This window comes from Vibrio sp. Vb2131, from assembly GCF_033338535.1.
GTDB classification, from domain to species: domain Bacteria; phylum Pseudomonadota; class Gammaproteobacteria; order Enterobacterales; family Vibrionaceae; genus Vibrio; species Vibrio alginolyticus.
In genome coordinates this window covers 128263-152390 of record NZ_JAWOSW010000001.1, presented here as the reverse complement: position 1 = coordinate 152390, position 24128 = coordinate 128263, and the positions used below count along the sequence as shown (strand labels likewise).

Annotated in this window: 28 protein-coding genes; 13 read left to right on the top strand and 15 right to left on the bottom strand. The window is 44.9% G+C overall.

Annotation, left to right across the window (positions count from 1 at the left end; genetic code table 11):
• Window positions 1-110 precede the first annotated feature (110 nt).
• Window positions 111-581, top strand: coding sequence for a GNAT family N-acetyltransferase (locus R7E38_RS00695; RefSeq protein WP_005499894.1), 471 nt, complete (start codon window positions 111-113; stop codon window positions 579-581).
• 24 nt (window positions 582-605) lie between these two features.
• Complete coding sequence (locus tag R7E38_RS00690; protein WP_226082764.1) at window positions 606-1064, top strand: GNAT family N-acetyltransferase; 459 nt, start codon at window positions 606-608, stop codon at window positions 1062-1064.
• 34 nt (window positions 1065-1098) lie between these two features.
• On the opposite strand, the gene R7E38_RS00685 is transcribed toward R7E38_RS00690, so the two are convergent.
• A complete protein-coding gene (locus tag R7E38_RS00685) occupies window positions 1099-1611 on the bottom strand; it encodes a DUF2799 domain-containing protein (protein WP_054730098.1) in 513 nt (170 codons plus the stop codon).
• 259 nt (window positions 1612-1870) lie between these two features.
• On the opposite strand from R7E38_RS00685, the gene R7E38_RS00680 reads away from it, so the two are divergent.
• The 4 genes from R7E38_RS00680 to R7E38_RS00665 all read left to right on the top strand — a co-directional run bounded on the left by R7E38_RS00680 (window position 1871) and on the right by R7E38_RS00665 (window position 5854).
• The gene (locus R7E38_RS00680) at window positions 1871-2581 is read left to right on the top strand and encodes a response regulator (RefSeq protein WP_226082765.1); all 711 of its coding nucleotides are present in this window, start codon (window positions 1871-1873) and stop codon (window positions 2579-2581) included.
• Entirely contained in the window at window positions 2581-4023 is a 1443-nt protein-coding gene (gene creC / locus R7E38_RS00675) for a two-component system sensor histidine kinase CreC (RefSeq protein WP_226082825.1), read from the top strand. The genes R7E38_RS00680 and creC overlap by 1 nt, the downstream gene beginning before the upstream one ends.
• A 75-nt stretch (window positions 4024-4098) precedes the next feature.
• Window positions 4099-5439, top strand: a complete 1341-nt coding sequence (creD, locus tag R7E38_RS00670; protein ID WP_226082766.1) for a cell envelope integrity protein CreD — start codon at window positions 4099-4101, stop codon at window positions 5437-5439.
• Window positions 5426-5854, top strand: a complete 429-nt coding sequence (locus tag R7E38_RS00665) for a DUF2809 domain-containing protein (protein ID WP_226082767.1) — start codon at window positions 5426-5428, stop codon at window positions 5852-5854. Before creD ends, R7E38_RS00665 begins: the two co-directional genes overlap by 14 nt.
• Before the next feature lie 238 nt (window positions 5855-6092).
• Here the strand turns inward: R7E38_RS00665 and R7E38_RS00660 are convergent, their stop codons facing one another.
• Window positions 6093-6767 carry a fructose-6-phosphate aldolase gene (locus tag R7E38_RS00660; RefSeq protein ID WP_226082768.1) on the bottom strand — a complete coding sequence of 225 codons (675 nt, stop codon included), beginning with the start codon at window positions 6765-6767 and terminating at the stop codon, window positions 6093-6095.
• Between the two features lie 254 nt (window positions 6768-7021).
• Here R7E38_RS00660 and R7E38_RS00655 point away from each other — a divergent pair, with 254 nt between their 5' ends.
• Together R7E38_RS00655 and R7E38_RS00650 are read left to right on the top strand one after the other, a co-directional pair.
• Window positions 7022-7963, top strand: a complete 942-nt coding sequence (locus R7E38_RS00655) for a glycyl-radical enzyme activating protein (protein ID WP_226082771.1) — start codon at window positions 7022-7024, stop codon at window positions 7961-7963.
• Between the two features lie 2 nt (window positions 7964-7965).
• Window positions 7966-10404 (top strand): formate C-acetyltransferase/glycerol dehydratase family glycyl radical enzyme, encoded by a 2439-nt coding sequence (locus R7E38_RS00650; protein WP_226082774.1) that lies wholly within the window; start codon window positions 7966-7968, stop codon window positions 10402-10404.
• Between the two features lie 84 nt (window positions 10405-10488).
• Here R7E38_RS00650 and R7E38_RS00645 read toward each other — a convergent pair whose 3' ends face one another.
• Window positions 10489-11034 (bottom strand): TetR/AcrR family transcriptional regulator, encoded by a 546-nt coding sequence (locus R7E38_RS00645; RefSeq protein ID WP_054574902.1) that lies wholly within the window; start codon window positions 11032-11034, stop codon window positions 10489-10491.
• Between the two features lie 98 nt (window positions 11035-11132).
• On the opposite strand from R7E38_RS00645, the gene R7E38_RS00640 reads away from it, so the two are divergent.
• From R7E38_RS00640 to R7E38_RS00625, 4 genes are all read left to right on the top strand, one after another.
• Window positions 11133-11606, top strand: a complete 474-nt coding sequence (locus R7E38_RS00640; protein ID WP_005374998.1) for an HPP family protein — start codon at window positions 11133-11135, stop codon at window positions 11604-11606.
• Window positions 11607-11744: 138 nt separating this feature from the next.
• The gene (locus tag R7E38_RS00635; RefSeq protein ID WP_005374999.1) at window positions 11745-11960 is read left to right on the top strand and encodes a TIGR02450 family Trp-rich protein; all 216 of its coding nucleotides are present in this window, start codon (window positions 11745-11747) and stop codon (window positions 11958-11960) included.
• 112 nt (window positions 11961-12072) lie between these two features.
• Window positions 12073-12450, top strand: a complete 378-nt coding sequence (locus R7E38_RS00630) for a PH domain-containing protein (protein ID WP_005386881.1) — start codon at window positions 12073-12075, stop codon at window positions 12448-12450.
• Window positions 12451-12460: 10 nt separating this feature from the next.
• Window positions 12461-12679: a DUF6500 family protein gene (locus tag R7E38_RS00625; RefSeq protein ID WP_017634431.1), complete on the top strand. Its 219-nt coding sequence runs from the start codon at window positions 12461-12463 to the stop codon at window positions 12677-12679.
• Here the strand turns inward: R7E38_RS00625 and R7E38_RS00620 are convergent.
• From R7E38_RS00620 to fliD, 9 genes are all read right to left on the bottom strand, one after another.
• The gene (locus tag R7E38_RS00620) at window positions 12676-12963 is read right to left on the bottom strand and encodes a hypothetical protein (protein ID WP_005375002.1); all 288 of its coding nucleotides are present in this window, start codon (window positions 12961-12963) and stop codon (window positions 12676-12678) included. The genes R7E38_RS00625 and R7E38_RS00620 overlap by 4 nt on opposite strands.
• Window positions 12964-13040: 77 nt before the next feature.
• Entirely contained in the window at window positions 13041-14036 is a 996-nt protein-coding gene (locus R7E38_RS00615) for a flagellar motor protein MotB (protein ID WP_005375003.1), read from the bottom strand.
• Window positions 14036-14893 carry a flagellar motor stator protein MotA gene (gene motA, locus R7E38_RS00610; RefSeq protein WP_005375006.1) on the bottom strand — a complete coding sequence of 286 codons (858 nt, stop codon included), beginning with the start codon at window positions 14891-14893 and terminating at the stop codon, window positions 14036-14038. Before motA ends, R7E38_RS00615 begins: the two co-directional genes overlap by 1 nt.
• 10 nt (window positions 14894-14903) lie before the next feature.
• Window positions 14904-15632: a FliA/WhiG family RNA polymerase sigma factor gene (locus R7E38_RS00605; RefSeq protein WP_005375008.1), complete on the bottom strand. Its 729-nt coding sequence runs from the start codon at window positions 15630-15632 to the stop codon at window positions 14904-14906.
• Window positions 15633-15644: 12 nt separating this feature from the next.
• Complete coding sequence (gene fliL, locus R7E38_RS00600; RefSeq protein ID WP_005375011.1) at window positions 15645-16145, bottom strand: flagellar basal body-associated protein FliL; 501 nt, start codon at window positions 16143-16145, stop codon at window positions 15645-15647.
• 22 nt (window positions 16146-16167) lie between these two features.
• Complete coding sequence (locus R7E38_RS00595) at window positions 16168-17241, bottom strand: flagellar hook-length control protein FliK (RefSeq protein ID WP_226082778.1); 1074 nt, start codon at window positions 17239-17241, stop codon at window positions 16168-16170.
• Window positions 17238-17558 (bottom strand): hypothetical protein, encoded by a 321-nt coding sequence (locus tag R7E38_RS00590; protein ID WP_005375013.1) that lies wholly within the window; start codon window positions 17556-17558, stop codon window positions 17238-17240. The genes R7E38_RS00595 and R7E38_RS00590 overlap by 4 nt, the downstream gene beginning before the upstream one ends.
• Entirely contained in the window at window positions 17542-17928 is a 387-nt protein-coding gene (gene fliS / locus R7E38_RS00585) for a flagellar export chaperone FliS (protein ID WP_005375014.1), read from the bottom strand. The genes R7E38_RS00590 and fliS overlap by 17 nt, the downstream gene beginning before the upstream one ends.
• A 32-nt stretch (window positions 17929-17960) precedes the next feature.
• Window positions 17961-19307, bottom strand: coding sequence for a flagellar filament capping protein FliD (gene fliD, locus R7E38_RS00580; protein ID WP_005375015.1), 1347 nt, complete (start codon window positions 19305-19307; stop codon window positions 17961-17963).
• Window positions 19308-19722: 415 nt separating this feature from the next.
• On the opposite strand from fliD, the gene R7E38_RS00575 reads away from it, so the two are divergent.
• Entirely contained in the window at window positions 19723-20010 is a 288-nt protein-coding gene (locus tag R7E38_RS00575) for a hypothetical protein (RefSeq protein WP_005375016.1), read from the top strand.
• Between the two features lie 70 nt (window positions 20011-20080).
• On the opposite strand, the gene lafA is transcribed toward R7E38_RS00575, so the two are convergent.
• From lafA to flhA, 3 genes are all read right to left on the bottom strand, one after another.
• Entirely contained in the window at window positions 20081-20932 is an 852-nt protein-coding gene (lafA, locus tag R7E38_RS00570) for a lateral flagellin LafA (protein WP_005375019.1), read from the bottom strand.
• A gap of 301 nt (window positions 20933-21233) precedes the next feature.
• Window positions 21234-22004 (bottom strand): EAL domain-containing protein, encoded by a 771-nt coding sequence (locus tag R7E38_RS00565; protein ID WP_017633491.1) that lies wholly within the window; start codon window positions 22002-22004, stop codon window positions 21234-21236.
• Between the two features lie 19 nt (window positions 22005-22023).
• Window positions 22024-24114, bottom strand: coding sequence for a flagellar biosynthesis protein FlhA (flhA, locus tag R7E38_RS00560; RefSeq protein WP_005375024.1), 2091 nt, complete (start codon window positions 24112-24114; stop codon window positions 22024-22026).
• Between the last annotated feature and the right edge of the window lie 14 nt (window positions 24115-24128).

The following is a 24128-nucleotide window of genomic DNA, read 5'->3' as shown; positions in this document are numbered from 1 at the left end:
GAGGATAATAGAGTGCTAAACGTTTGCCTGCGAGTGGGAAATACGACACTAGGTATTTCTATTTACGACATACCCTGTATGAATTGAGCATAAAAACAACAAGGAAGATTATGATTACTATTGAAAAGTATTCGCCTGAGCGACATGAACAAACTTGCGAACTTAGCGTTCTAGAAGAGCAATCGCAGTTTACGGTCGCGGATGTGGGTGAAATGCTTACACGTCTTGAACCCACAGAGCTTCCGCATCTGATTTTGGCAGACGATGACGTGGTTGGCTTTTTTCTATTTGATGCTGCTTACAGCGAGAAATACGATTTTTGCCCGAAAAACAGTTTAGGCGTACGTGCTTTGCTGGTGGATCACCGTCATCAAGGCAAAGGCATCGCCAAGCAAGCCATTCAACAGTTTGCCGATTTCGCCAAACGCCATTATCCCGAGTTTGATGCGCTTTATCTCACTGTGAATTGCCGCAACATACCCGCTTATCAGTGCTATTTAAAATCAGGGTTTGAAGATACCAATGAGCTTTACCACGGCGGCCCCGTTGGACCGCAGCACATTATGAGACAGCCGCTTTAGCTAGGAAAAACCAAGGATGGAAAGATGAGGATTGAAATCGACAATTTAGAACGGCTGCAAGTGATAGCGCTGTTGGAAGGACATTTACAGGACATGTACGCCACGTCACCACCAGAAAGCGTGCATGCGTTAGATTTAGATAAGCTCAAAGCGCCAGAAGTGACATTTTGGACCGGATGGAAAGGTGAGCAACTGCTTGGGTGTGCAGCGATTAAAGAGTTGGATGACCAACACGCGGAGCTGAAATCCATGCGCACCACGCCTACGGCAAGAAACCAAGGTGTGGCATCTCAATTATTGATTCATGTGATTGAGCAAACGAAGCAAAAAGGTTTGCAGCGCTTGAGTTTAGAAACGGGCTCGATGGAGTTTTTTAAACCAGCGCGCCTGTTGTATGAAAAGCATGGCTTTGTGTACTGCGAGCCGTTCGGGGATTACGAACTCGATCCGAACAGTCAATTCATGACCCTAGAACTGAGCTAGGGCCATGAATTTTTAGAAGCTAAATCCAATCGATTTAGAAATTCAGATTCAAGTTGATGGCTGGCGACAAGAGGCTTGAACGCTCGTCAGCCAATCGCTTTCTCTTCTCTTTCAGTCTCTTGGCATTATCTTTGTCTGGATTGCCATCAAGCTGATTATCGATGACCGAGATTTCAGTATCGATTTGTTGGATGCGTTGCTGGCGTTGATATTCTTGATGACCTAACTGGTAGTTCTCAATGAACTCTTTGCTGCTGCACACACCGTAGTATTCTTTGCCTTCGATACCGACAGTGTACCCATTGTCTGGTGAGCAATATTGGATAGTGCCTTTATCAAAGCCTTCTTTCCATTTCGCTCGGTCGGGTGTCACACCCGCTTCACCACAGTCTTCGGTATAGCTATTGATAATGTTTGGATCGTTGCCATCTCGGCCATCTTGATAACCTACGTTGTACCAGTTTGCCGTTTTGCACTCATCCGGAGACATGCTGGCGCAACCTGAGAGCAAAGTCAGTAAAGCCAGGGGGATTAGCGCTCTTTTCATCAGTGACTGTCCTTTAAATAAAATCGAATTGATAACTTGAGTTTAAAATGAACACTGTTCATATCAATGGTTGAAATCATTGTATTCACAATTGTGGTGACTCATTAATCTAAGTGATAAATTTATTATGCTGAATAGAAGTGTGTTTGATTAGTATTATCCACGAACTGCGCCTTTGCTGCATCAATCCACTAGCCTTGGCCCCAAATTAAGTGATAATACCAACATAAAGATAAACACCGTCAATGAGGCTAAGACATTGAGCGAACAACCCACCGTCCTTATTATCGAGGATGAATCTGCTATCGCAGAGAACCTGATTCATGTATTAGAGATGGATGGCTACCACGCAGAGTGGTTTGCAACAGCAGGAGAGGGCTTAGCTTTTTTGCAGCACAACTCCGCAGCGTTACTTGTCTTAGACGTAGGCTTACCGGATGGCAATGGTTTTGAATTGTGCAAAACCATCCGTGAGTTTTCTGATATCCCCATTATCTTTCTCACAGCAAGAAGCGATGAAATTGACCGCGTCGTGGGCTTGGAGATTGGCGCGGATGATTACGTGACTAAGCCATTTAGCCCGCGCGAAATGCTGGCGCGCATTAAACTTCGAATCAAAGCTAAAGCGCCAATGATAGAGCACAAACCAGAGCCTGTAGCTGTTCCAGAACAACCTCCATTGAACCATGATTTAGTTGCGCAGAACTTCGACTACGGTGTTGGCGGGCAAATGCTTGGGCTGACCGCGGTGGAGTTCAAGATCCTCGATAAACTGATTTCTGTCTCTTCCAATGTATTGAGTCGAGAGCAACTTATGATCGCGGCAGACATGGCGCCAGAGGCTGCATATGAGCGTAATATCGATACCCATATCAAAGCCATTCGCAATAAGTTGAAGCCGTTTGAGATGTCTGAACGCATCTGTACCAAACGTGGCTTTGGTTACTTTTACTGCATTAAAGGTGAATGATGAATCGCTGGCCGAAGATCCCGCTTGGACTCAGACTGTTTTTTCTCTACTTCATCTTAGTCGGGATGACGGCTTACATGGTGAGCAAAACGGTTGTCCAAGAACTTAAGCCAACCGTGCGCCAAACCACCGAAGAGACGCTAGTGGATATGGCGAACTTGCTTGCAGTATTGGCAGAAGAAGATGTTGCGAACGGAAAGTTGTCTGAGAGTCGCTTCTCCAAACTACTAGCGGCTTATGGGCAGCGAGAGCCTCAAGCGCGCATTTGGGAAATTGGCAAAAAAGCGATTAACCATCGAATTTACATTACCGATAAACAAGGCATTGTGATTGCGGATTCTTGGCAGCAAGACGTAGGCAAAGACTACTCGCAATGGAACGATGTTTATCTCACGTTGCGTGGTCAATACGGCGCGCGCAGTACCATCGAAGACCCGAAAGATCCGCTCTCAACCGTTATGCACGTGGCTGCGCCCATTTACCACAAAGGTGAAATCATTGGCAGCGTGACGGTGGCAAAATCCAATCGCTCAGTACAACCCTTCATCGATCTTTCTAAACGCAATGTGCTGTTTTGGATGGTGTGGATGAGTGGTTTAGTGCTATTGGCAGGGGCATTGTTTGCTTGGCGAATTCACTCAGCACTGAACAAGCTAGAAGACTACGCGACCAAAATGGGTGAAGGTGAAAAGGTCTCTAAGCCGACATTTCGTATCTTTTATGAGTACGGCACGCTAAGCGACGCATTGGAGAAAATGCGCAATCAGCTCGATGGTAAACAATATGTGGAAGAGTACGTACAGACGCTGACTCATGAGCTGAAAAGCCCGTTATCAGTGATTAAAGGCGCGAGTGAAATATTGCAAATGCCGTTGCCTGAAGAAAAGGTCACGCGCTTTGCTGGCAACATTGAGCGAGAAAGCGACCGCATGCAGTCATTGATTGATAAGTTGCTAGAACTGGCTCGTCTTGAAAAGCGCCCCGAGCTAGAGCAAGTCGAAGCTATCTCGCTAAAACAAATGGTCAATGAAGTGGTTGAATCGGCGGATGCGCGTTTGAGTGCTAAGTCGGTGATTGCCAACATCCAAATTGATGACCATCTCGCCGTGCTTGGTGATGCCTTCTTACTGAAACAAGCCGTTTTTAACTTGATGGATAATGCGCTGGATTTCGTTCATTCAGAGGGACGTATTGAATGGAAGGCTGAGGTCACGAAAGAGAAAATGTGCCTGTCGATTTTCAATTCAGGTCCTCACATTCCCGACTACGCGATGCCTCGTTTGACCGAGCGCTTCTACTCCCTCGCTCGGGAAAATGGTGTTAAAAGCACTGGGCTCGGGCTGAATTTTGTTGAGCAAGTGATCAAGCTGCACAAGGGTAAGTTGCAAGTAGAAAACGTCGATTCTGGCGTGAAAGTGACCCTGATTTTACCAACTCCATAGAAACTCCACATTAGCTCCATTTGTTCTCCAAATTGCTGATTTAGATTACTCCAATCAGCAAATGGAGAATGAAACATGAAAAAGATCCTCACTAACCAACTCGGCATGAAGTTCGCCTTCGTGCTGTTTTTGTTTGTCTTACTGCAAATCCCGCTTTCAATGGTCACAGGGCTGATCTCAGAACGCTCATATCGCCAAGATGAAGTCAGAAACGACATCGCACGCAGCAGCAGCGGCGAACAGCGCATCATTGGTCCATTCATCATGGTTAACTACACCGAAACCAGTTACCGAGATGACAAAGTACAGATTAAAGAGCGTCGTAAATTTCTTTTACCTAGCACTTTTGATATGAGCGCGAATCTGGACAGTTTTGAAAAGTACCGAGGCATTTACCGTGCGCGTTTATACAAAGCACAAGTGGCACTGAAAGGTGCTTTTGATGCAGACGATCTCGCGGCGTTGCAGGGGCTTGATATTGACAACATGAGCCTAGTGGTTGGCATTGAAGACAGCCGCGGATTAATTCGTTTGGATGACATGACCATGGCGAGTGCTGACATCGAAGTCGCACCGGGAACGGGGTTAAATCAATTACCACAAGGCTTCCACAGTGATCTGACACTTGCAGACCTAAACCCGGCACAATCTTTGGCTTTCGATCTTAACTTCTTGCTGCAAGGGATGGGTCAGCTTCAAGTCACACCAATCGGCAGTCAAACAACGGTTGAACTCTCTTCAACTTGGGCACATCCAAGCTTTATTGGTGATTACTTACCGGTGTCATCAGAAGTCTCTGAAGATGGATTTAATGCACAGTGGGCGAGCAACAACTTCTCTACCAATATCGCGCAGTTGTTCCAAAGCTGTTTGTCATCGAATCACGCTTGTCACGAGCTTGAACAGCGACAAATGGGCGTAGATTTGATTGATCCCGTGGACCACTATTTGAAATCTCACCGAGCTGTGAACTATTCACTGTTGGTTATCACATTAGTATTTGCGAGTTTCTTCTTACTGGAGCTGTTCCAAGCGCGTCCGGTTCACCCAGTGCAATACGGCTTTATTGGTCTGGCTTTAGCGCTTTTTTATCTATTGCTGATTTCGATGAGTGAACACCTCGGCTTTAACTGGGCGTATGTGGTGTCGGCAGTCGCATCGACCGGGCTTTTAAGTGTGTACGTGAGCGGTATGTTGAGCAACACCAAAAACGGCGCGATATTTGGAGCATGTTTGCTCACTCTCTACGGATTACTGTTTGGCTTGCTACAAGCAGAAAGCTACGCATTGGTGATGGGGACATTGCTGTGTTTCGCGATTTTGAGCTTCACTATGGTTATTACACGCAACATCGACTGGTACGCACGAAATAAGAAAGCGGAAGAAAGCGCAAAGGCGAATCATGAAGATGTTTAAACGAGCAATTCTCACTGGGCAGCCAAGCAATATGGTGGAAGAAACGTCTGCTATCCGCCTGCGATTTTCGGTAAAAAATGGACTCAAAAGCTTGGTGTGTTTTATCGCATTGGTCGTTATCGCGCTCTATGTTCGAGACAGCTTTATTCGTCCGACAGTTGGTGATGTTCTCGTTGTGGTTTGGCTCTACTACTTTCTTGCAAGTTTGTTCTCCATGCCTGTTAACTGGCTGGTTTCACTGGTGGTGTTGATTGCGTTTGCTGTTGAGTTAGGGCAACTGTTACAGGTCGCAGTTTGGTTTGGTATCGAATCTTCATCCCCTCTGGCTGTAATTTTGGGCGCCACATTTGATTGGAAAGATATGCTGGCTTACTGCATCGGAGGTCTACTGTGTTGGTGGATGGAAAAGAAATGAAAAACGAGATGAAAGCCATTACGCTACCAAACCGACTCCGCCATTCCAAACGAGGTATTCGTAAAAGGATCAAAATCAGTTTACTCAAGCGCGTGTACCTTTGGTCACTGACCAATAGAGAACTGCTGTAGCGCTACTTCTCTATCTGAAATACAAAAGGGAATCTTAACTCACCGACGCACAGGGTGAGTTCAGATTCCCTTTATTGTAAACTATGAAGTCTAGCTGCTACTTTGAATTAGCTTTCAAATGAAAGTTTATCGCCGAACGTCTCTTTCCAGTCTTTATCGAACTGCTCAACCGCCGGTTTTACTGCTGGGTGAGCGAACATTTGTGCCGCCACATCGGTTGGTAATGTAATGGCTTCGATGCCCAGTTTCATCACCTCCATCGCTTGTTGAGTGTTCTTGAAGCTGGCTGCCAAAATCTTCGCTGGTAGTTGGTTTTGATCGAGCAACAATTGAAGATCCGCGACCACTTCAACACCGTTGCCGTTCATCGCATCAATGCGGTTTACGTAAGGTGCTAGGTAGTCTGCACCGCACAGTGCCGCAAGGAAACCCTGTTGAGCGGAATAGATAGCGGTAGCAAGAACCTGAATTCCCTCTTTTTTCATTAGCTTAATTGCCGCTAAGCCGGTTTCTGTTGCTGGCACTTTTACCACTATATCGTAAGGCAATTCATTCAGTTGGCGCGCTTCTGCCACCATGCCTTCGACGGTTGAACTCACGACTTGAGCGTGAAAGCGAGGTGTACCGCCAAGTGCTTCTTGCATGCCTGCGAGGGTTTTATTCAGTCCCTGCTTTGACTTCGCCAAAATGCTTGGGTTTGTCGTCACGCCTTTTAGCGGTAGGCATTGGTTAAAGCGTTTTACTTCTGCCACATCAGCAGTATCTAAATAAAGTTCGATCATGGTTTCTACCTTAAACAAAATCTTCGTTTTGATGATGGGATCACTATAGATCTGACAATCGAACGAGATCTTGATTTTGATCAATTGAAATTTCATTTGAAACTATAATAATTTCATTAAATGAAAGTTAAGTGAAACTTGTAAATGCTCAAATGAAGCTTTCAGTTCGAAAACACAAAAGCTGTTCATAAGACTTAACCAGCAAGAAACGGATTAAGTACACAGCGGTAGCACAGACCAAGAGGCAAGCAGAGATGTATTTCAATATCCAACGATTCTCTACCCATGATGGTGATGGCATTCGTTCCATTCTTTTTCTTAAAGGATGCAGCTTGTCTTGCCCTTGGTGTCAAAACCCAGAAAGCCGCAGCGAAAAGCATTCACTGCTGTTTGATCAGCGAAGCTGTATGGAAGGTTGCCAGCTGTGCGTTTCTGCTTATCAAGCTACAACTCAATCTACTGCGGGTAGTGAAACGGTGAGCGATGGTATTCAACGCATCGACAACCAGATCATCATCAATCGCAAAGCCATCAAAGAAGACCAACTGATCGCGCTGCGAGACGTCTGTCCTACGCAAGCACTGACTGTCTGCGGTGAAGAGGCGAAATCAGACATGTTGTTCGACACCTTGATGAAAGACAAACCTTTCTACGACCAAAGCCAAGGTGGTGTGACCTTCTCCGGTGGTGAGCCACTCATGCAAGCCGATTTGGTAGCAGAGCTCGCACAGCGTCTGCATGACAACCAAGTCTCTACCGCTATTGAATCGTGCATGCATGTGCCGTGGAAGAACGTCGAAAAAGCCGCGCCGCATATTGATTGCTGGTTGGCGGATTTAAAACACACCGATGAAGAAAAGTTTCTTAGCTGGGCGAAAGGTTCACTAAAACGCATCAAAGACAATTTCCGAAAACTGGCACCAATCGCGAAACGCATTGTGATTCGCGTTCCCGTTGTGCCGGGGTTCAATGACACCATCGAAGAGTTGAAAGACATCATCGATTTCGCGGCTTCACTAGAGAGCTGCCAAGAACTTCACTTGCTGCCGTACCACACGCTCGGCATCAATAAATACCGTTTGCTCGATATGCCTTACGAGTGTTCTGACAAGCCATTAAACAAACCAGAACTGCTAGAAAGCGCCATGCAATACGCAAGCGAAAACACCCAACTTAACGTGATTGTAAGAGGTTAACTATGGACCTGAATTACCTTCCTGAGCGTATCAAAGCGCACAAATCGGCACTGGTAAATATCGTAACGCCACCTGTCTGTACCGAGCGTGCAGAGGCATACACTCGTGCTTATCAAGCAAACGAAGACAAACCTGTGATTGTCCAACGTGCGTTAGCACTGCAAGAGCACTTACGCACTCGTACGATTTGGATTAAGCACGATGAATTGATCGTCGGTAACCAAGCGAGCAAAGTACGCGCTGCGCCTATTTTCCCAGAATACACAGTTCGTTGGATTGAAGCGGAAATTGATGAGCTAGCCGACCGTCCTGGTGCAGGCTTTGCGGTCACTGAAGAAGATAAGCAAAGCATCCACAGCATCACGCCGTACTGGCGCGGTAAAACCGTTCAAGACCGTTGTTATGGTTTGTTTACTGATGAGCAGCAAGAGATCTTAGCCAGCACCATCATTAAAGCTGAAGGCAACATGACTTCGGGTGATGCGCACCTTGCGGTGGATAACGAGAAAATCTTGAAGCTAGGCATGAACGGTTTGTTAGGGGATGTTCGTCAGCACCGTGCTAACAATGATGTTTCGACCTTTGAAGGCTTGAAGAAAGAGCAGTTCTACAAGTCGGTCGAAATTGTACTGCTTGCGATTCAAGAGCACATGGTGAGCTACGCTGAATTGGCGGCAAAAATGGCGCTAGAAGAGACGCGCCCGCTGCGCAAAGCTGAGTTAGAAAGCATTGCGGCAAACTGTCGTCATGTCGCGAGTGATGCGCCGGAAAACTTCTGGCAAGCACTGCAATTGAGCTACTTCGTTCAATTGATGCTACAAATCGAATCGAACGGTCACTCGGTTTCTTTCGGTCGTATGGACCAATTCCTCAACGAATTTTATGTTCGCGATATCGAAAACGGCACGATTGAGAAAGACTTCGCACTAGAGCTTTTACAAAGCTGCTGGTTGAAGTTGCTTGAAGTAAACAAGATTCGCTCTGGTGCGCACTCAAAAGCCTCCGCAGGTTCTCCGTTGTATCAAAACGTATGTATCGGCGGTCAGAAGTTGAATGAAAAGGGTGAGCCTGAAGACGCAGTGAATCCACTTTCTTGGGCGATTCTGGAATCTTGTGGTCAGTTACGTTCGACGCAACCTAACTTGAGTGTGCGTTACCATGAGGGTTTAAACCAAGAATTCCTGATGGGTTGTGTTGAAGTGATTAAATGTGGCTTCGGTATGCCTGCGTTTAACAACGATGAGATTGTTATTCCTGAATTCATCAAACTTGGCGTAGAGAAAGAAGACGCGTACAACTACGCATCTATCGGCTGTATCGAGACGGCGGTTCCGGGCAAATGGGGTTACCGTTGTACGGGCATGAGCTTCATTAACTTCGCCCGTATTCTGCTCGCTTCATTGAACGAAGGTGTGGATGCAACAACGGGTAAAGCTTTCTTGCCGCACGATAAGTCATTAGCAAAAGGCAACTTTGAGAACTTTGAGCAAGTAACGGCTTCTTGGGCAGAGCAAATCCGCTACTACACCCGCAAATCGATTGAGATTGATACAGTAGTCGACAGCGTACTTGAACAGCAAGCTCAAGACATCTTCTGTTCAACGTTAGTGGATGACTGTTTGGCTCGCGGTAAAACCGTGAAAGAAGGTGGCGCGAAATACGATTGGGTATCTGGCTTGCAAGTCGGTATCGCAAACTTGGGTAACAGCCTAGCTGCAATCAAACATCTTGTTTTCGATGATGCGCAGATCACCCAGCCCCTTATCTCACAACAACAGCTTGCAAAAGCATTGGCAGAAGATTTCGACGGAATGGAGAACGAGCAGCTTCGCCAACGTCTTATCAACTTTGCACCAAAATACGGTAACGATGATGACGCGGTAGACCAACTGCTCGCAGACGCGTACCAAGTGTACATTGATGAGCTAGAGCAGTTCGTTAATACGCGTCATGGGCGTGGTCCAATTGGTGGCGGTTACTACGCAGGTACATCAAGTATCTCGGCAAACGTCCCGTTCGGTGCTTCAACCATGGCAACGCCAGACGGCCGTAAAGCGAAAACACCATTGGCAGAAGGTGCAAGCCCGTCGTCTGGCTCAGACCGTTTAGGTCCAACAGCTGTGTACAACTCGGTCGGTAAGATCCAAGCGAATAAGATCCTTGGTGGCGTGCTGCTTAACCAGAAGTTAAGCCCGGCAGCGGTTGAGTCTGAAGGGGATAAGCTCAAGCTCTCTATGCTGATTCGCACCTTCTTCAACCACCACAAGGGTTGGCATGTGCAATACAACATCGTCTCTCGCGAGACCTTGCTAGCTGCGAAGAAGAACCCTGAACAATATCGTGATCTTGTTGTGCGAGTTGCAGGCTACTCAGCGTTTTTCACCGCGCTATCACCAGACGCGCAAGACGACATCATCGCACGTACCGAGCACGAGTTGTAAGTACACTCACTAAGTAAAACAAAAGGCACCGATAGGTGCCTTTGGTTTGAATACTTAATTCGCGAATGACTATACCTGACCGCATTACAGCTTGTGCAAAATGGTCACGCATTTCTTCGTGACGTTGTCGTATTCTTTCGTCATGTAAGCGGTAGTGATCGCGCCCTCTTTCATGATGCAAATGGCATCGAGTAATGAAGCGTTGTCTGATTTGAGATAGCGTTGAATTAGCTCTCTGACTTGCTGCTTATGGTAGCGGCAATACGTTGCGATCTCGCCACTGTCGTCACTGAATTCCGCGGACGTATTGATGAAAAAGCAACCGCGAAACTCGCCCAACTTTTCTTCAGAGCCATGAAACCAGCCGTTGAGTGCTGTAAATAACTGATCGATCACTTCCGCGCACGTTTGTGCTGAAGAAAGCTTTTCCTCCAACCATTCCATAAATACTTGGTGGCGTTGTTCTAATGCGGCGATGATAAGCGCTTCTTTGCTCTCAAAATGGTTATATAGCGTGCGTTTAGCCACGCCAGAAACATTGAGGACTTCATTGATGCCAATAGAGTTGATGCCTTGTTTGTAAAACAGTGACAAAGCTGTGTCGATCAATAACTGTTTCTTTTTGTTCATAACTATGTCCTCAAAAAGTTCCATAAACACATATTGACAAAGGTAGACAGATTTGTCTATTTTATTTTGTAGACAATTCGGTCTACTTTGAGGTGTTTATGAATAATTTAATTTTATCGTTGGTTGCCGGGCTTGGCGCTACGTTGGCTATTGGTGTGTTGTCTTACGCCGAGGTATCTCTTACTGAGGTAGTACTTCTCATGGCACCATTTGGTGCTACCGCAGTACTGGTGTTTGGGGTGCCTAGCAGCCCTCTCGCTCAACCAAAAAACGTGATCATTGGTCACTTCATTACGGCATCTATCGGTATTGCGTTTAGCCAGTATGTTGACGTCACGCCGGTCACGCTCGCGATTGCGACGGGGCTAGGTGTGTCTGCGATGTTGATTACGAAGACCACTCATCCACCTGCGGGGGCAAATCCAATTTTGATCATGGCGTCTGGGCAGGGATGGAGTTTTCTCTTCACGCCTGTCCTGATTGGCGCGGTAGTGATTGTTCTGGTCGGTAAAGGGCTACAGTTGCTCCAAAGTCAGTACTTAAACCCTCGACTGAATGGTCAGAAGACCTAGTCGGATTGTAGTTAGAGCCGCGAAAGGGAGTGATCTCTTTTGCGGTTTTATCTTTTGTCGGTTTGCAAAAACAAAATCTGATTCTCTCTTGGTATTCAGTCGTATACATCAACATGGTAGTTAAATTGGTACAATGCGATGAACAGAATCCACCCTAAGAAACTATTGCACAGTAAATGGACGGCAATTTCACCTAAAAACAAAGAGAAGCATTTTGTCGTGACAGAAATGGAACTAGATGAAGATGGTAACGTTGTGAGATGTGTCATCGAGGCAGTCATGAGTAAACGCGACCGAGAGATGAACTGGCAAGACCTAAAAGACTCTGAGCAATGGATGCAAGGGTGGAAGTGAGTGACGCTTCGTTGTTGGGCGAATCAAGCAGAAACGTGCGTTGCGAGTAGGCAAAAGTGGTGCTATCTGATACGTTGATAATTCGTTCTAACGCCCACTCAAAGGATTAATTATGATTGATTTCGACAATTCCTCTGTATTTAAGCTTAAGCCGATTGACGTTTCTAATGCCAGAGAAGACTTCCTTAAGTTCTTGATTGATGGTGAGACTATTTTCGCTGCTTTTAAAACAGTTCGTGACCAAGTGGTGTTTACGAACAAGCGAGTGATAGCGGCAAATGTGCAAGGGATTACCGGCTCAAAAGTGGATTACACTTCTTTGCCTTACAGTAAGATCAATGCATTTTCTATCGAGACCTCTGGTACTTTTGATTTGGATTGTGAAATCGAGTTCTTCATGAGTGAGGTGGGAAGAGTGCGTTTTGAAATTAAAGGCTCGTTTGATTTGATTTCTTTCAACCGTATGGTTAGTGAGTATGTACTAGGTTAAGGGATTAGAAATGAGAGCTTCGCTGAGAGACAAAATTATAGAGGTCTGTGACAAAAAGATCGCGAGTAAAGGTGAATTGGTTGGTCTCTCATTTTATGCGTTTTTCGCTAATAAAAATGACGACCCAGAGCTGTTGATGGAAGCGGCTACGTGGTGGATTCAGACTCATCAGCTCGACCACTTCGAAAAAGCAGTAAAAATAAAATCAATGGTCGAGTCGGGGAGCTAAATTAAAAAAAAGAAGTAAAGAAAGCAGACAAATGCTAATAACGTTGCGGACAAAACAGGGTAGATAATGTAAGAGTCCTGCTTGTTGGTTCGTTGAAAACATAGCGAAACAAGTAAGACGTTATAAACAACAAGTAACAAGCTGATCATGGTTCCGCTGTTTAGTGTCATACTTGATAGCTGAGTTAAGAAAAACGCCAATAAAAGGTAATCGAAGACAATGAGCCATAAAAAGGCTTTCTTCAGTAAGTCGCTTTTTCTTTTTTCGGATGATGTTATGTGCATATAGAACTCAACTAAAAAGTCACAGTAACAGAGGCTTTGGTTAGAGAGGTCACCATCAGAGTGGTGACCTTTTAAGATTATAATTCTTGAATTTTTACTTCGCTGGTGGCGGTATCGCCGGAGTAATTGATGACTTCTTGACGAATGACTGGTTGGTTGAATTCAGCCTTATCTTTCGCTTTTTGCAGTTCACTTTCTTGGTGGTTGCCAAAAAGGGTCTCAAGCACTTTAGCGGCAGGAGTCGTTAAAACAAACAGCTCAATACGACGGTTTTCGCTAGAATCTGGCTCATCAGGATTAAGCAGCGCTCTATCTGACATACCCGTTACCTGCATTACTCTATCATCCGGCATACCGCCTTCAACTAACGTATTTCTTGCTACGTCTGCTCGAGAGGCTGATAACGCCCAGTTAGATTGACGACCAAAACGCTTTTTAAATGGAATTGCATCTGTGTGTCCGCTGATGATCAGAGGGTTGTTAACACGATGAAATACAGGTGCTAGTGCGAGCAGTAAATCTTCAAAAAAAGGAGTAAGTTCTGCACCACCACGGCTGAACATGTGCTGTTTGTAATCATCTTGAAGGACGATACGCAAACCTTGTGGTGTCACCGTGACGTTTACATTTCCCTGCGCATTAATTTGGGCAGTCATTTGCTCAATTACTTTCGCTAGTGCGGCAAGTTGCTCTTGAGTATCGAAGTTACCAGGAATCAAAGAATCAATTTCTGGTCCATCCCCATCACCTTTAAAGTAAGAGCTTACTACATGGTTGGAGTTGTGTTTACTTGGCACAGAAGAGTCCTGTGCCAAGTCGATAGGAGAAATACTTTGTGACGTATCAAATGGGTTGCCGTAACTCTTGTCGAATACGCTTGAACTATGCAAGTGGGCAACAATCGCTTTACGCTCTTCTTTGTCTACCACCTGCATAACCCAAAGTACAAGAAACAGCGCCATTAGGGCGATCATGAAGTCAGCAAACGCGACTTTCCACGCGCCGCCATGAGACGACTCATCATGGCTGTATACTTTGGCACGTTTGAACACTACATGCTCTTGTTTTTGCATTATCCCTCCTGTTCAGCTAACCACTTCTCCATTTGGTTGAATGTTGGTTTGATGTCTAGCTGAATATGTTTACGACCAGCGTCAATGGCGAGCAATGTCGGCTTTTTCGCTACGTAGGCAACCAAGGTTGCACGAACGCACTCAAAAGCAGTCATATTACGTTTTACTCGCTGAGCCATGGCGTTACTTAGTGGATCTAAGCCACAGTAACAACCGAAAATACCAATGAATGTACCAACGAGAGCTGCCGCAACGTGATACCCAATCATAGCGATTGAGCCATCAATAGCTTGCATGGTGATAATGATGCCACCAACTGCTGCAAGAATACCGAAGCCAGGTAGTGCTTCTGCTGTACGCTGTAGTGAGCGTGAAGGTAAAAGCATTTCGTTCTGTATTGCTTCGATTTCTTGCTCTAGCAGTCCCTCTAATTCATGAGGCGACATCTGTCCCATTGCCATTAAACGTAAATTGTCAGTAATGAAAGAAATTAGGCGATGATCTTCTGCGATCGTCGGGTAAGCGAGGAACATAGAGCTTTGCTCCGGAGCCTCAATGTGAGAATCCAGAAACTTGTATCCGCGGTTTCTCGCTGTCTCTAGCAAGTTGTTGAGTAGTGCCATTAATTCCATGTAGTACTCATGCTCTTCTGTTGGACCTTTAATGGTCGCTGGCACTTGGCGACGCATTTCTTTCAGTACATGAGGCGGATTACCGATGATCAGAGAACCAGCAGCGGCGCCAATAATGATAAGGAATTCGGCTGGCTGCCAGATAGCACCTAAGCTACCACCGGCCCACATATATCCACCGAAGACGCACACCAGGATAGTGAGCACTCCAAAAAACTTTTGCATCTTGTGACTCCTAAGAGGACATTAATTGGTTGAGTTGTTTCAGCGCTTGTTTGTGAAGCTGACATATACGAGGTGGTGTCAGATCCAATACCAGAGCTATTTCGTGTAAGTTGAGTTCATGTTGATAGAACAGAGTCAGGAGCAGTTGATCGCGCTTAGGTAACTTACCCAAAGCACTGTCTAAACTACGACGAATATGTTCATGTTCCATGCCATCGTATTGTCCGCCAATGTAGCTATCACCGCTGCTCTCCATCAGTTGGTCAAGGCTTTGCATCTCGCCTGCGAGAGCGGCATTTTGACGGTTGTAATAATCTTGCTCATTCGTCCCTAAAGCCTGGATGATTTCGGCATCCGTTGGCATTCGACCTAACGTTCGAGTGAGATCTCGAGTCACGTCGTTGAGCTCGTGGGCTTGTTGACGAGTCTTACGTGAACGCCAATCTAGTCGGCGTAATTCGTCTAAAATAGCTCCCCGAACTCGACAAACGGCGAAAGCAGGAAAGTGAGGATCGTCAACATCGCCATATCGGCGTCCAGCCTCGACTAGAGCGATGAGGCCTATCTGCTGCATATCTTCAATACTACAGTGAGAAGTGGCATGAACGCGCAGCTGGTTAACTACGCGTTTTACCATGACCTGATGACGTTGTAGCAATGCGTTTTCATCAATTGGTCGTGACGGTGTTGTCACTTCCTCTTCTGTGGTGTAAGTGTCTTGTACATTCATGTCTAACATGGTTGTGCTCCGTTATTGCACAACATATTTAGTCAACAAAACATCGTCGATTTCTCGGACGATGTCTGTTTTAGCAAAAGCGAGTAGAAGCGTTTGCTTCACTTCGTCTTGCAGAATATCGATGGCACCCGCTTGCTGTAACTGATCAAACGTTTTGTCGCTAAACAGTTTTAATAGAGAGTTTTGTACCATAGGCATGTATTCATCGATCTCTTTGATACGCTCTGGGCGGCGTGTCTCAATTGCCAGTTCTAGCATCACAAAGTGAGTCTGTTTCTTGCCTTTAACGGTCAAAACGACTTTGTCCAAAGGATGGAAGCTAGGACCTTTACTTGTCGGTTGTTCTGTGACCAAAAAAGACAGTGGAGAGTCTTCGATCAGTGAACCAGAGTCAGGTGACTCTTGAGCGTGTTTGTTTAAGTACCAGATTCCGCCCATAATTGTGACGGCCGAAACGAGGGCACTGGTGATGATCATGGCGATAAACAGGGCGATCATTTGTTGTTTGGTCATAACCTTTTTCCTCGAAGATTCACTAAGCTTGAGTGCTTAGCCAGTGTTCTGAATAGTTAGTTGTTGTCGTGGTTTGGAATGCACCAGATTCTCGTGCGGCGAAAATATTGGCGTCTTCTTCGTTTGCATGTGGGTCATTTCGACCTTGGTTTTGATCAGAGCCAACATTGACATCGACATGAACGAAGTTTTGCTCTTGTAACTCAGTACGCAATCGTTCCGAAACTTGCATTAAAGCTTCTCGTGTTGCTGCGGCATTGGCGTTGATGTGGACACTTAATCGGTCACCTTCAACACGTACAAGTAAATCCAGTTTCCCCAAGTCTGGTGGGTCTAGGCGGATTTTTGCTTCTTGTACATTTTGTTGAGCTTGGAGCGTCACGCGATCATGTAAAACTTGCATCATTTGCTCCCCCCACTTTCCGGCAGTGGTATCAACACGCACCGCTGCCCACTCAGAGCCTTGAGCTTGAACATGACTCGTCGCAACCGGTGAATGTGCAGGTTGTGTTGTAGGAGCTTGTGCTTGAAGTAGAGAGGCGGTTGGTTGCCCTTGAACAGGTTGATTCAAAAGAGTTTGAAACTCAGCACCGGAGATAGGCAAACGCGAACTCGATGAAGTCGGCAGACTTTGCTTCACATCTTGTTTTGATGATGTGTTTAACATGGCGTTAGACGAATCTTGAGTAACAGACTTAACTTCGCTCGCAGCCATTAAAGATGACGCTTTTCCTAGTTTCTCAGCCTGCTTCTCTGCCATGGTAATCATACCCTGGGTTAAAGCTTGAGCTTGCGCTGCAAGATCAGTCGATTCTGTTAACCCTGGTGTACTGGTCAAGTTGGCATCCGGATCTGAAGCTGAGCGGTCATCAGTATCAAAACCATGACTTTGTACTTTGTTTGCGCTGTTCAAAGTAGAGGCCGTAAGGTGAAAACTCGGTACCGCTGACGCAGAGTTAAAGTCTTGCTCACCATTCTGCTTGTTCACTGATTTAAAACCATGAGAAAAGCCGTGTACCGAGTTCGCTTGCTTGATGTGACCCTCATTGTTAGCTGGCGAATTACCCGAGTGCTGAGTTGAAGAAGGTATGATCATTGAGTTAGCTCCATGGTCATTGCTAATTGATAGGCCATAGCGCGTTCTTGATGGTCATTGACCATGTTCATCTCTTTTTTCAACTCGTTGGTCGACTTCTCTAATACTGCGAAGGCATTAGCGTGCACTGTTTTCGCTCGCTGGATTTCAGGTGCAAGCTTAGGATCTTTCAAAAAAGGCTTGTGACTGATCAAAAGCTCTCGCAACTGCAAGTCGTACCGCTTGAGCGCATGCCAATCGGCCGTTTTTGCGGCGAACTGGATGAGCTGAGATAAATGACGGAATCGCTCTGGCGATACTTTATGCTTGTTGTCCAAAATTCATCCAACCTTCACGAATGTTACCCATTACACGCTCAACGTTAACCAAGCGATTTGCATCGTTTTGCACGCTAGCGTAATAAAGTTCGACTTGGCAGAAGTCATACAGCTGGCGTAGGTTTTCCGCAATTTCACCGCCGTTTTCATCATCTAGAGCACTTGTTAGTCCAATCAAGATGTTCATGCATTTGTTGATTCCATTCCCTTTCTCGGCCAAACGATTTGCGGCTAGGTGGCCGCGAATACGTTCAACTTCATCGAGTAGGCCATCGATTAACATGATGACCAATTGGTGTGGATTTGCTGCTGCCGCTTGAGCGTCGAGATCGACTTGTTGGTACGAATCGTAACCAGAATCCATAAGCATGAATATTTCTCCTAAATTTGGAACCAAATGTCTTATTTTTGAGCATTAAACATGGACATGGTTTGGTTCATTTGGGTCATAATTGAATTCATTTGAGTGAATTGTTTGAGATAGCGGTTGTACGACATTTCGTACTTACGCTCTAAATTGGTTTGTTTATCTTTGATTCGGTCTAAGCTTGACTGTATTGCGTCTTTACGCGTGCTGAAGGTACCTGATGAGAACTTCAAGAAAGGCTCTACCATCGCGTCAAGAGAATCTAGCAAAGCGTCATCCCCATTAAACAACGCCTCTAAGCCTGCGCTGTTTGTTTGTTGAGCTTCTTTGAACTTTTCTTGATCAACTTTCATTTTACCGTTGCGGTCTAGGCTCACGCCGATTTCGCTTAGGCGCATACCATTGTGTTCACCTCGGATTAACCCCGTTAACTGACTCTCAATAGAACGCAATGTCGAGTCGCTAGCGAGCACGCCGCGTTTCTGATCTTCACCGCCAATTTGGGTGTACTGATCGATAGTCGAAACAAGGGCATTGTAGGTTTCCACAAACTTATCTAGTTGTTCTTTAGTGCCTTCGCTATCAGCTCCAATTTTTAAACCGATTGGCGAATCTCCCGCGGCTTGCGGTTTAGATACGGTAATGTCAACACCGTCGATGACACCTTCAAAAGTATTACTTGCGTTGGTTAGTTTCAGGCCTGAGTCTTTTGCACCTAGCCACATAACCGCATCTTGCGGAGCGTTGATTTGCTTGAGGTTGGTGAAGGCGTCTTCAAACCACGCTTGGCCAGTACCCGATGCAGATACGTTGATCTTATTTTCGACACCAGTCTCAGTGCTCGATAGCATAAAGTGTGTTTGACCATTCGAGCGAACTAGAGTGGCGTTAACGCCAGGGTTATCCGTGTGATTGTTAATCGCACTGGCTAAATCGCTGATCGTTGCAGTGCCGTCACCATTAACATCAACGGAGGACAAGTCTAGAGTCATTGTTTCACCGTTGATGGTGAATTCTAAAGATCCAGTTGTTGGTACTTCTGTCGTTGCCTCAAGGTCTGCAGGCATACCTGTAGATACTTGATGCGCCGTTGCCACTTTTTCTACAAAAATCTGATAGTTACCCGTTAGCGCTTTAGCATCCGCGTTTGCAGTAAAGTTACCTTCTTGAGAGAGTGTCGCACTGTTTTTGATGATGCTGTTTGTACTGTTATTCATCTCTTTCATTGCAGTACGAAAATCACGTAGTGCGCTTTCAACTTTATTAAAAGCTGACAGTTGTGACTGGTACACATTAGCTTGCGCTTGGTAACGGTTTTTGAATGGGTTTGTGTCCAATTGTGCGAATTGGGTTGCCATTTTTACTGGGTCTAAAGAACTCATGAGGTGTGCTCCTCTATCTCTTATTGGCTTGAATACTTTGAATGCTACGCCTTAGTTTAATTATCAGTGGCAAGATACGTGCCGTATATTAAATTCAATTAAAACAAAGGTTTAAAGCTATTTTGTTTTCTTGGGAGGAAGTGGTGTTTCCACCTTGTTTGTTCCGCCTTCCTCCATGGAAAAAGTAATTTCCTTATAAGAAAAGGCGACCTAAACAAAGAAAATATTTAATTGTATTGACGGTTCTAATTAGGAGAGATGTTTTAATTGGACGTTATATTCAGCCTTTACTTCAGCTTGATTCAGATAATTCTTACAGAGTGCATTAATTGCGTTCTGATATTATTTTTGATAGTGCGAAGTGCAAGTGTTCTCACTAAAAATTAAATTTTTTACGTTTCAAAGAATGTCAGTTATGAATGAATTTGCGTTGCGATTGATGAAATGTGCTCGTGCATATGAAGAGTTCATTAACAAAAAACTATTAAGTAAACAGAGCATCAATTCTGATGAGATAGCTAGTATCTTAAAGGAAGCTAAGTTCAATTTTCCTGAACTTAGAGATAGTAAAATAGGAAGCAAATTAGAGACGATAGAATTAGAACTGTTTAATAAGGTTTTATTTAATATTATGTTGAAATTCGGATTCAGAGTGCCTGAATCTCACAAAGATAATACGAGCTCTATTTATATTCGTAGATAAAAATAAAGCCTTCCATAGGAAGGCTTTATAATTAAGACGATTTAAATTAAGCGCACTATTAACTAAGTAATTAGCGTAGTAGTGACATTGCCATGCTTGGAAGCTGGTTAGTTTGAGACAGAACAGTTGTACCTGCTTGCATCAACATTTGGTTCTTAGTCATGTTTGAAGACTCTACTGCAAAGTCTGTATCCATGATACGACCTTTAGATGCTGTAACGTTTTCTACCATGTTACCAAGGTTAGCCATAGTGTGCTCAAGACGGTTGATGTTCGCACCGAAGTCTGCACGAGAGCTACCAATTTTTTCTACTAGACCGTCAGCGCCGCTGATTTTGTCTAGTGCTGCTTTTGCTTTAGTCGCGTCATCGATACCATCTGTAATTGCTGCATCAGCAAGAATAGTAGTGATTTCACCGATACCTGCGCTTGCGCTTACAGTCAATGTTTCAGCAGAAGATGCACCGATTTGGAATGTTACGTCACCTGCACCGAAGCCGCCGCCTTTAAGAAGGTTTTGACCACCGAACTTAGTGTTGTCTACGATGTTGTTTAGTTCTGCAGTAAGCTGTGTGAACTCTTTGTTAAGAGACGCACGGTCTGTTGCACTGTTTGAACCGTTCAACGATTGTGTAGCAAGGTCGTTCATACGGTAAACGATGTTTGTCATTTCATCCATCGCACCTTCAGCAGTTTGCATCATAGAGATGCCGTCTTGTGCGTTACGCATTGCTACTGACATGCCGCGTGTTTGCGCTTCTAGACGGTTAGCAATTTGAAGACCAGCAGCGTCATCAGCAGCTGAGTTCACACGGTAGCCTGTGCTTAGACGTTCCATTGCTGTGTTTAGAAGTCCGCTTGTTGTGTTCATTGTGTTTTGAGTTACAAGCGAAGCGTAGTTAGTGTGCATTGATAAAGCCATCTTAGTCTCCTTAGTTAGTCACTATATCTTTCAGGCCTCGGGATATTCCCTTGTCACTAACTAGAGGCGGTCGGTCGGCTTTAATGATTAATTTGAAAATTAAAAAATTTCTAAAAAAGATAAAAATTGATGATTTTTAGTGATTTGTATTCCATGAAAACCGGGAAAATCATCATATAAGCCTAAATTTTTTAGTTAAGTTAAAGAAACTATTGCCCAATGATCTTGTGGTTATCCGTTATAAATAAAAAAACAGCACGAATAAATCGTGCTGTTTTAAATATAAATGGTTGAGTTTCAACTATTCCTCATCAAAAGACTGAAAGGAGAGAGAGGTTGGGATATCGCTGAAATAACCAAAATAATAACTGGCACCCAATAAACGATAGCGGTTAAGTTCCGTTTGACTCGCTACACGTCCGGCAACCCAAGTATATTTATGCTTTCTTAAGAACTTAGCAATAGGTAGGAAAGCGTGTCTTTCTTCTTTATCCTCTAGTGTGACTGACAATTTGATCATATCGGGACTAAAGTCTGCGACGCGCTCGAAGTTCACTTGCGATGTCGCGACTTCAAACCAAAGTGAATATGCATTCTCTTTTAACTTTTTGGTGAGTGTGGCGACTTTATCACTATCACATAACGTTTCATCAGCTTGAAGAGAAGGAATCACATGTTGAAAAGCAGAAGAGTGGAATTGAATCGTCTGTTCGAGAAAATAAACCCCAGGCTCCCAAAGTAATGCATCCACGCGAATCGGCACGACAACATTACTAATCAAGTCGTGATGAAAGGCTTCTAACTGAAATTGTGTTTGTCTTAGTGCAAGGTAAAGACTGAACAAATCCAGGCAGTACTGCATTTGTTCAGAGAGTTTGAATTGATAGACACTTTGTTCTCCACGCATACCAAATCTCAACGTCAGGTGTTGGAATTCTACTTCCCCTGATTGAGCTTCCCTAATTGCTTGGCATGCGTGTTGGACATCATTGTGTTTTAAAGCATCAAAGACTAATTGATCGTCATCCGTGACGATGTGTTGTACTGCGAGACCAACCAAATGTTCGTACATCGCATGTGTTGAAATAAGATTAACCAAGGTTTCCTACCACATTGATTTGTTTGTTTTCTGGGATTTCGTTGTAAGACAATACTGCCAGCCCTTGTGTAAATGTGCGAGCATAACGCGCTAGAAGAGGGCGCAGCTGTGGCATAACGAGAAGGATCGGAGGTAGCCCCTGTTGTTTAAGCTGTTGTCTAATCAATGGCAAGTTTTGTTGGAACTGACCAAGAATGTTTGGCTCAATTGGGAAGCTATCTAGTGTTACCGTACCAGAAGATTGTGCTTGTTGCAGTGAAGTTAGTAGCATTTGTTCTAACTCATCAGACAGTGCGTAGACATTTAATTCGTTCTTTTGTCCTGCAATTAAGTTAACAAGCGTACGCTTTAGTGCACAGCGTACATCAGATGCAAGTAGGATCGGGTCCTTTGTATTTTCCGCGGATTCCAACATTGTGTTGGCAATCGTGCGAATATCTTTTAGTGGCACTTGGTCCAATAAAAGCTGGCGATATACTTTCAGCTGCTGTGCTGGATTAAGTGCTGCTGCTAATGCTTCTGCTAGTTTCGGGGCTTGTTGTGTCAAACGCTGGGTTATTGCTTCCACATCGTCGTGCGTAAACAATTCTGCAAGGTTTGTCTTCATGATTTTACTAATATGAGTGGCAATAACAGTGCCATCATCGACAACTTGGTAACCCATATTAAGTGCTTTTGCTTTATCTTGATGCTCAATCCACACAGCTGGCAACTGATAAGCAGGATCGCTACCCAAAATGCCATCTACCTCACCGTAAGTTTCGCCAACCGCTATCGCCATTAAACGCTCTGGTTCAATAAAACCTTGCTCAATGACTTCGCCATTTAGAGAAATTGTGTATTGGTTTGGCTTGAGGCTCAGGTTGTCACGAATACGAACTTCAGGTAATAAAAAGCCAACTTGTTCAGAAAGGTTTCGACGCACACCGCGGATACGTTGTGATAAAGGAGCCCCTTGTTCTTTGTTGACTAGATGGACGAGTCGATAACCAAGCGCAAGTGATAATGTTTGGACGTGAGGAATATCATCCCATGTCAGCGGTGTATCATCGTCTTGCATTGCTTGTGAAAGTGCTTCGACCTCTTCAATCTGGGAGTCTTGCACTGGCTTCTTGGTTTGACGCCACCCTGCGAACGCTAATGCGCCAGCAAACGCAAAAAAGGCTAGGTGTGGCATACCCGGTACCATACCGATTACCGCCATAATACCTGCGACAGTAAATAGCGTTGCAGGAGTTGCCAGTAATTGCTTTTGCATGGTTTCCGACATGCCATTATCGCTATCATTAATTCGCGTAACGATAATCGCGGCAGCCGTTGCCAATAGTAGTGAAGGAATTTGAGCAACTAGACCATCACCGATTGTGAGTAGGGCATAAGTTTTAAAGGCGTCAGACGCAGCGAGTCCATGCTCGAAGACACCAATACTGATACCACCAATGATATTGATAAACAGAATCAACAAACCTGCGATGGCATCGCCACGCACAAACTTTGATGCACCATCCATCGAACCATGAAAATCGGCTTCGTTGGCGACTTCTTTACGGCGTAAGCGAGCCGTTTCCTGATCGATAAGGCCAGCGTTTAAGTCGGCATCAATTGCCATTTGTTTGCCTGGTAAAGCATCCAACGTAAAGCGGGCTGAAACCTCAGAAATACGTTCACCACCTTTGGTGATTACGACGAAGTTGATGATCATCAAGATGACGAACACCACCATACCAACGACGTAGTTACCGCCAATGACGACTTCACCGAATGCTTGAATGACCTTACCCGCTGCGTCACCACCATTATGTCCTTCTAGGAGTACAATTCGCGTAGAAGCCACGTTCAATGTGAGACGTAATAATGTTGCGACCAGCAAAATAGTTGGAAAAACAGAGAAATCTAATGGTCGCTTTGCGGTTGTGCTGACCAGCAATACTAGGATTGCTAAGACGATATTAAAGGTAAACAGCGCATCCAGTAGCAGAGGAGGCAAAGGAAGAATCACCATTGCTAATATCATTAGCAAGACGATTGGAATGCCAACGTAGCCTTTGGTTGATGTTTGAAGTTGTTTTAACCGGTTAAGCATACTTTCGTGTCCTT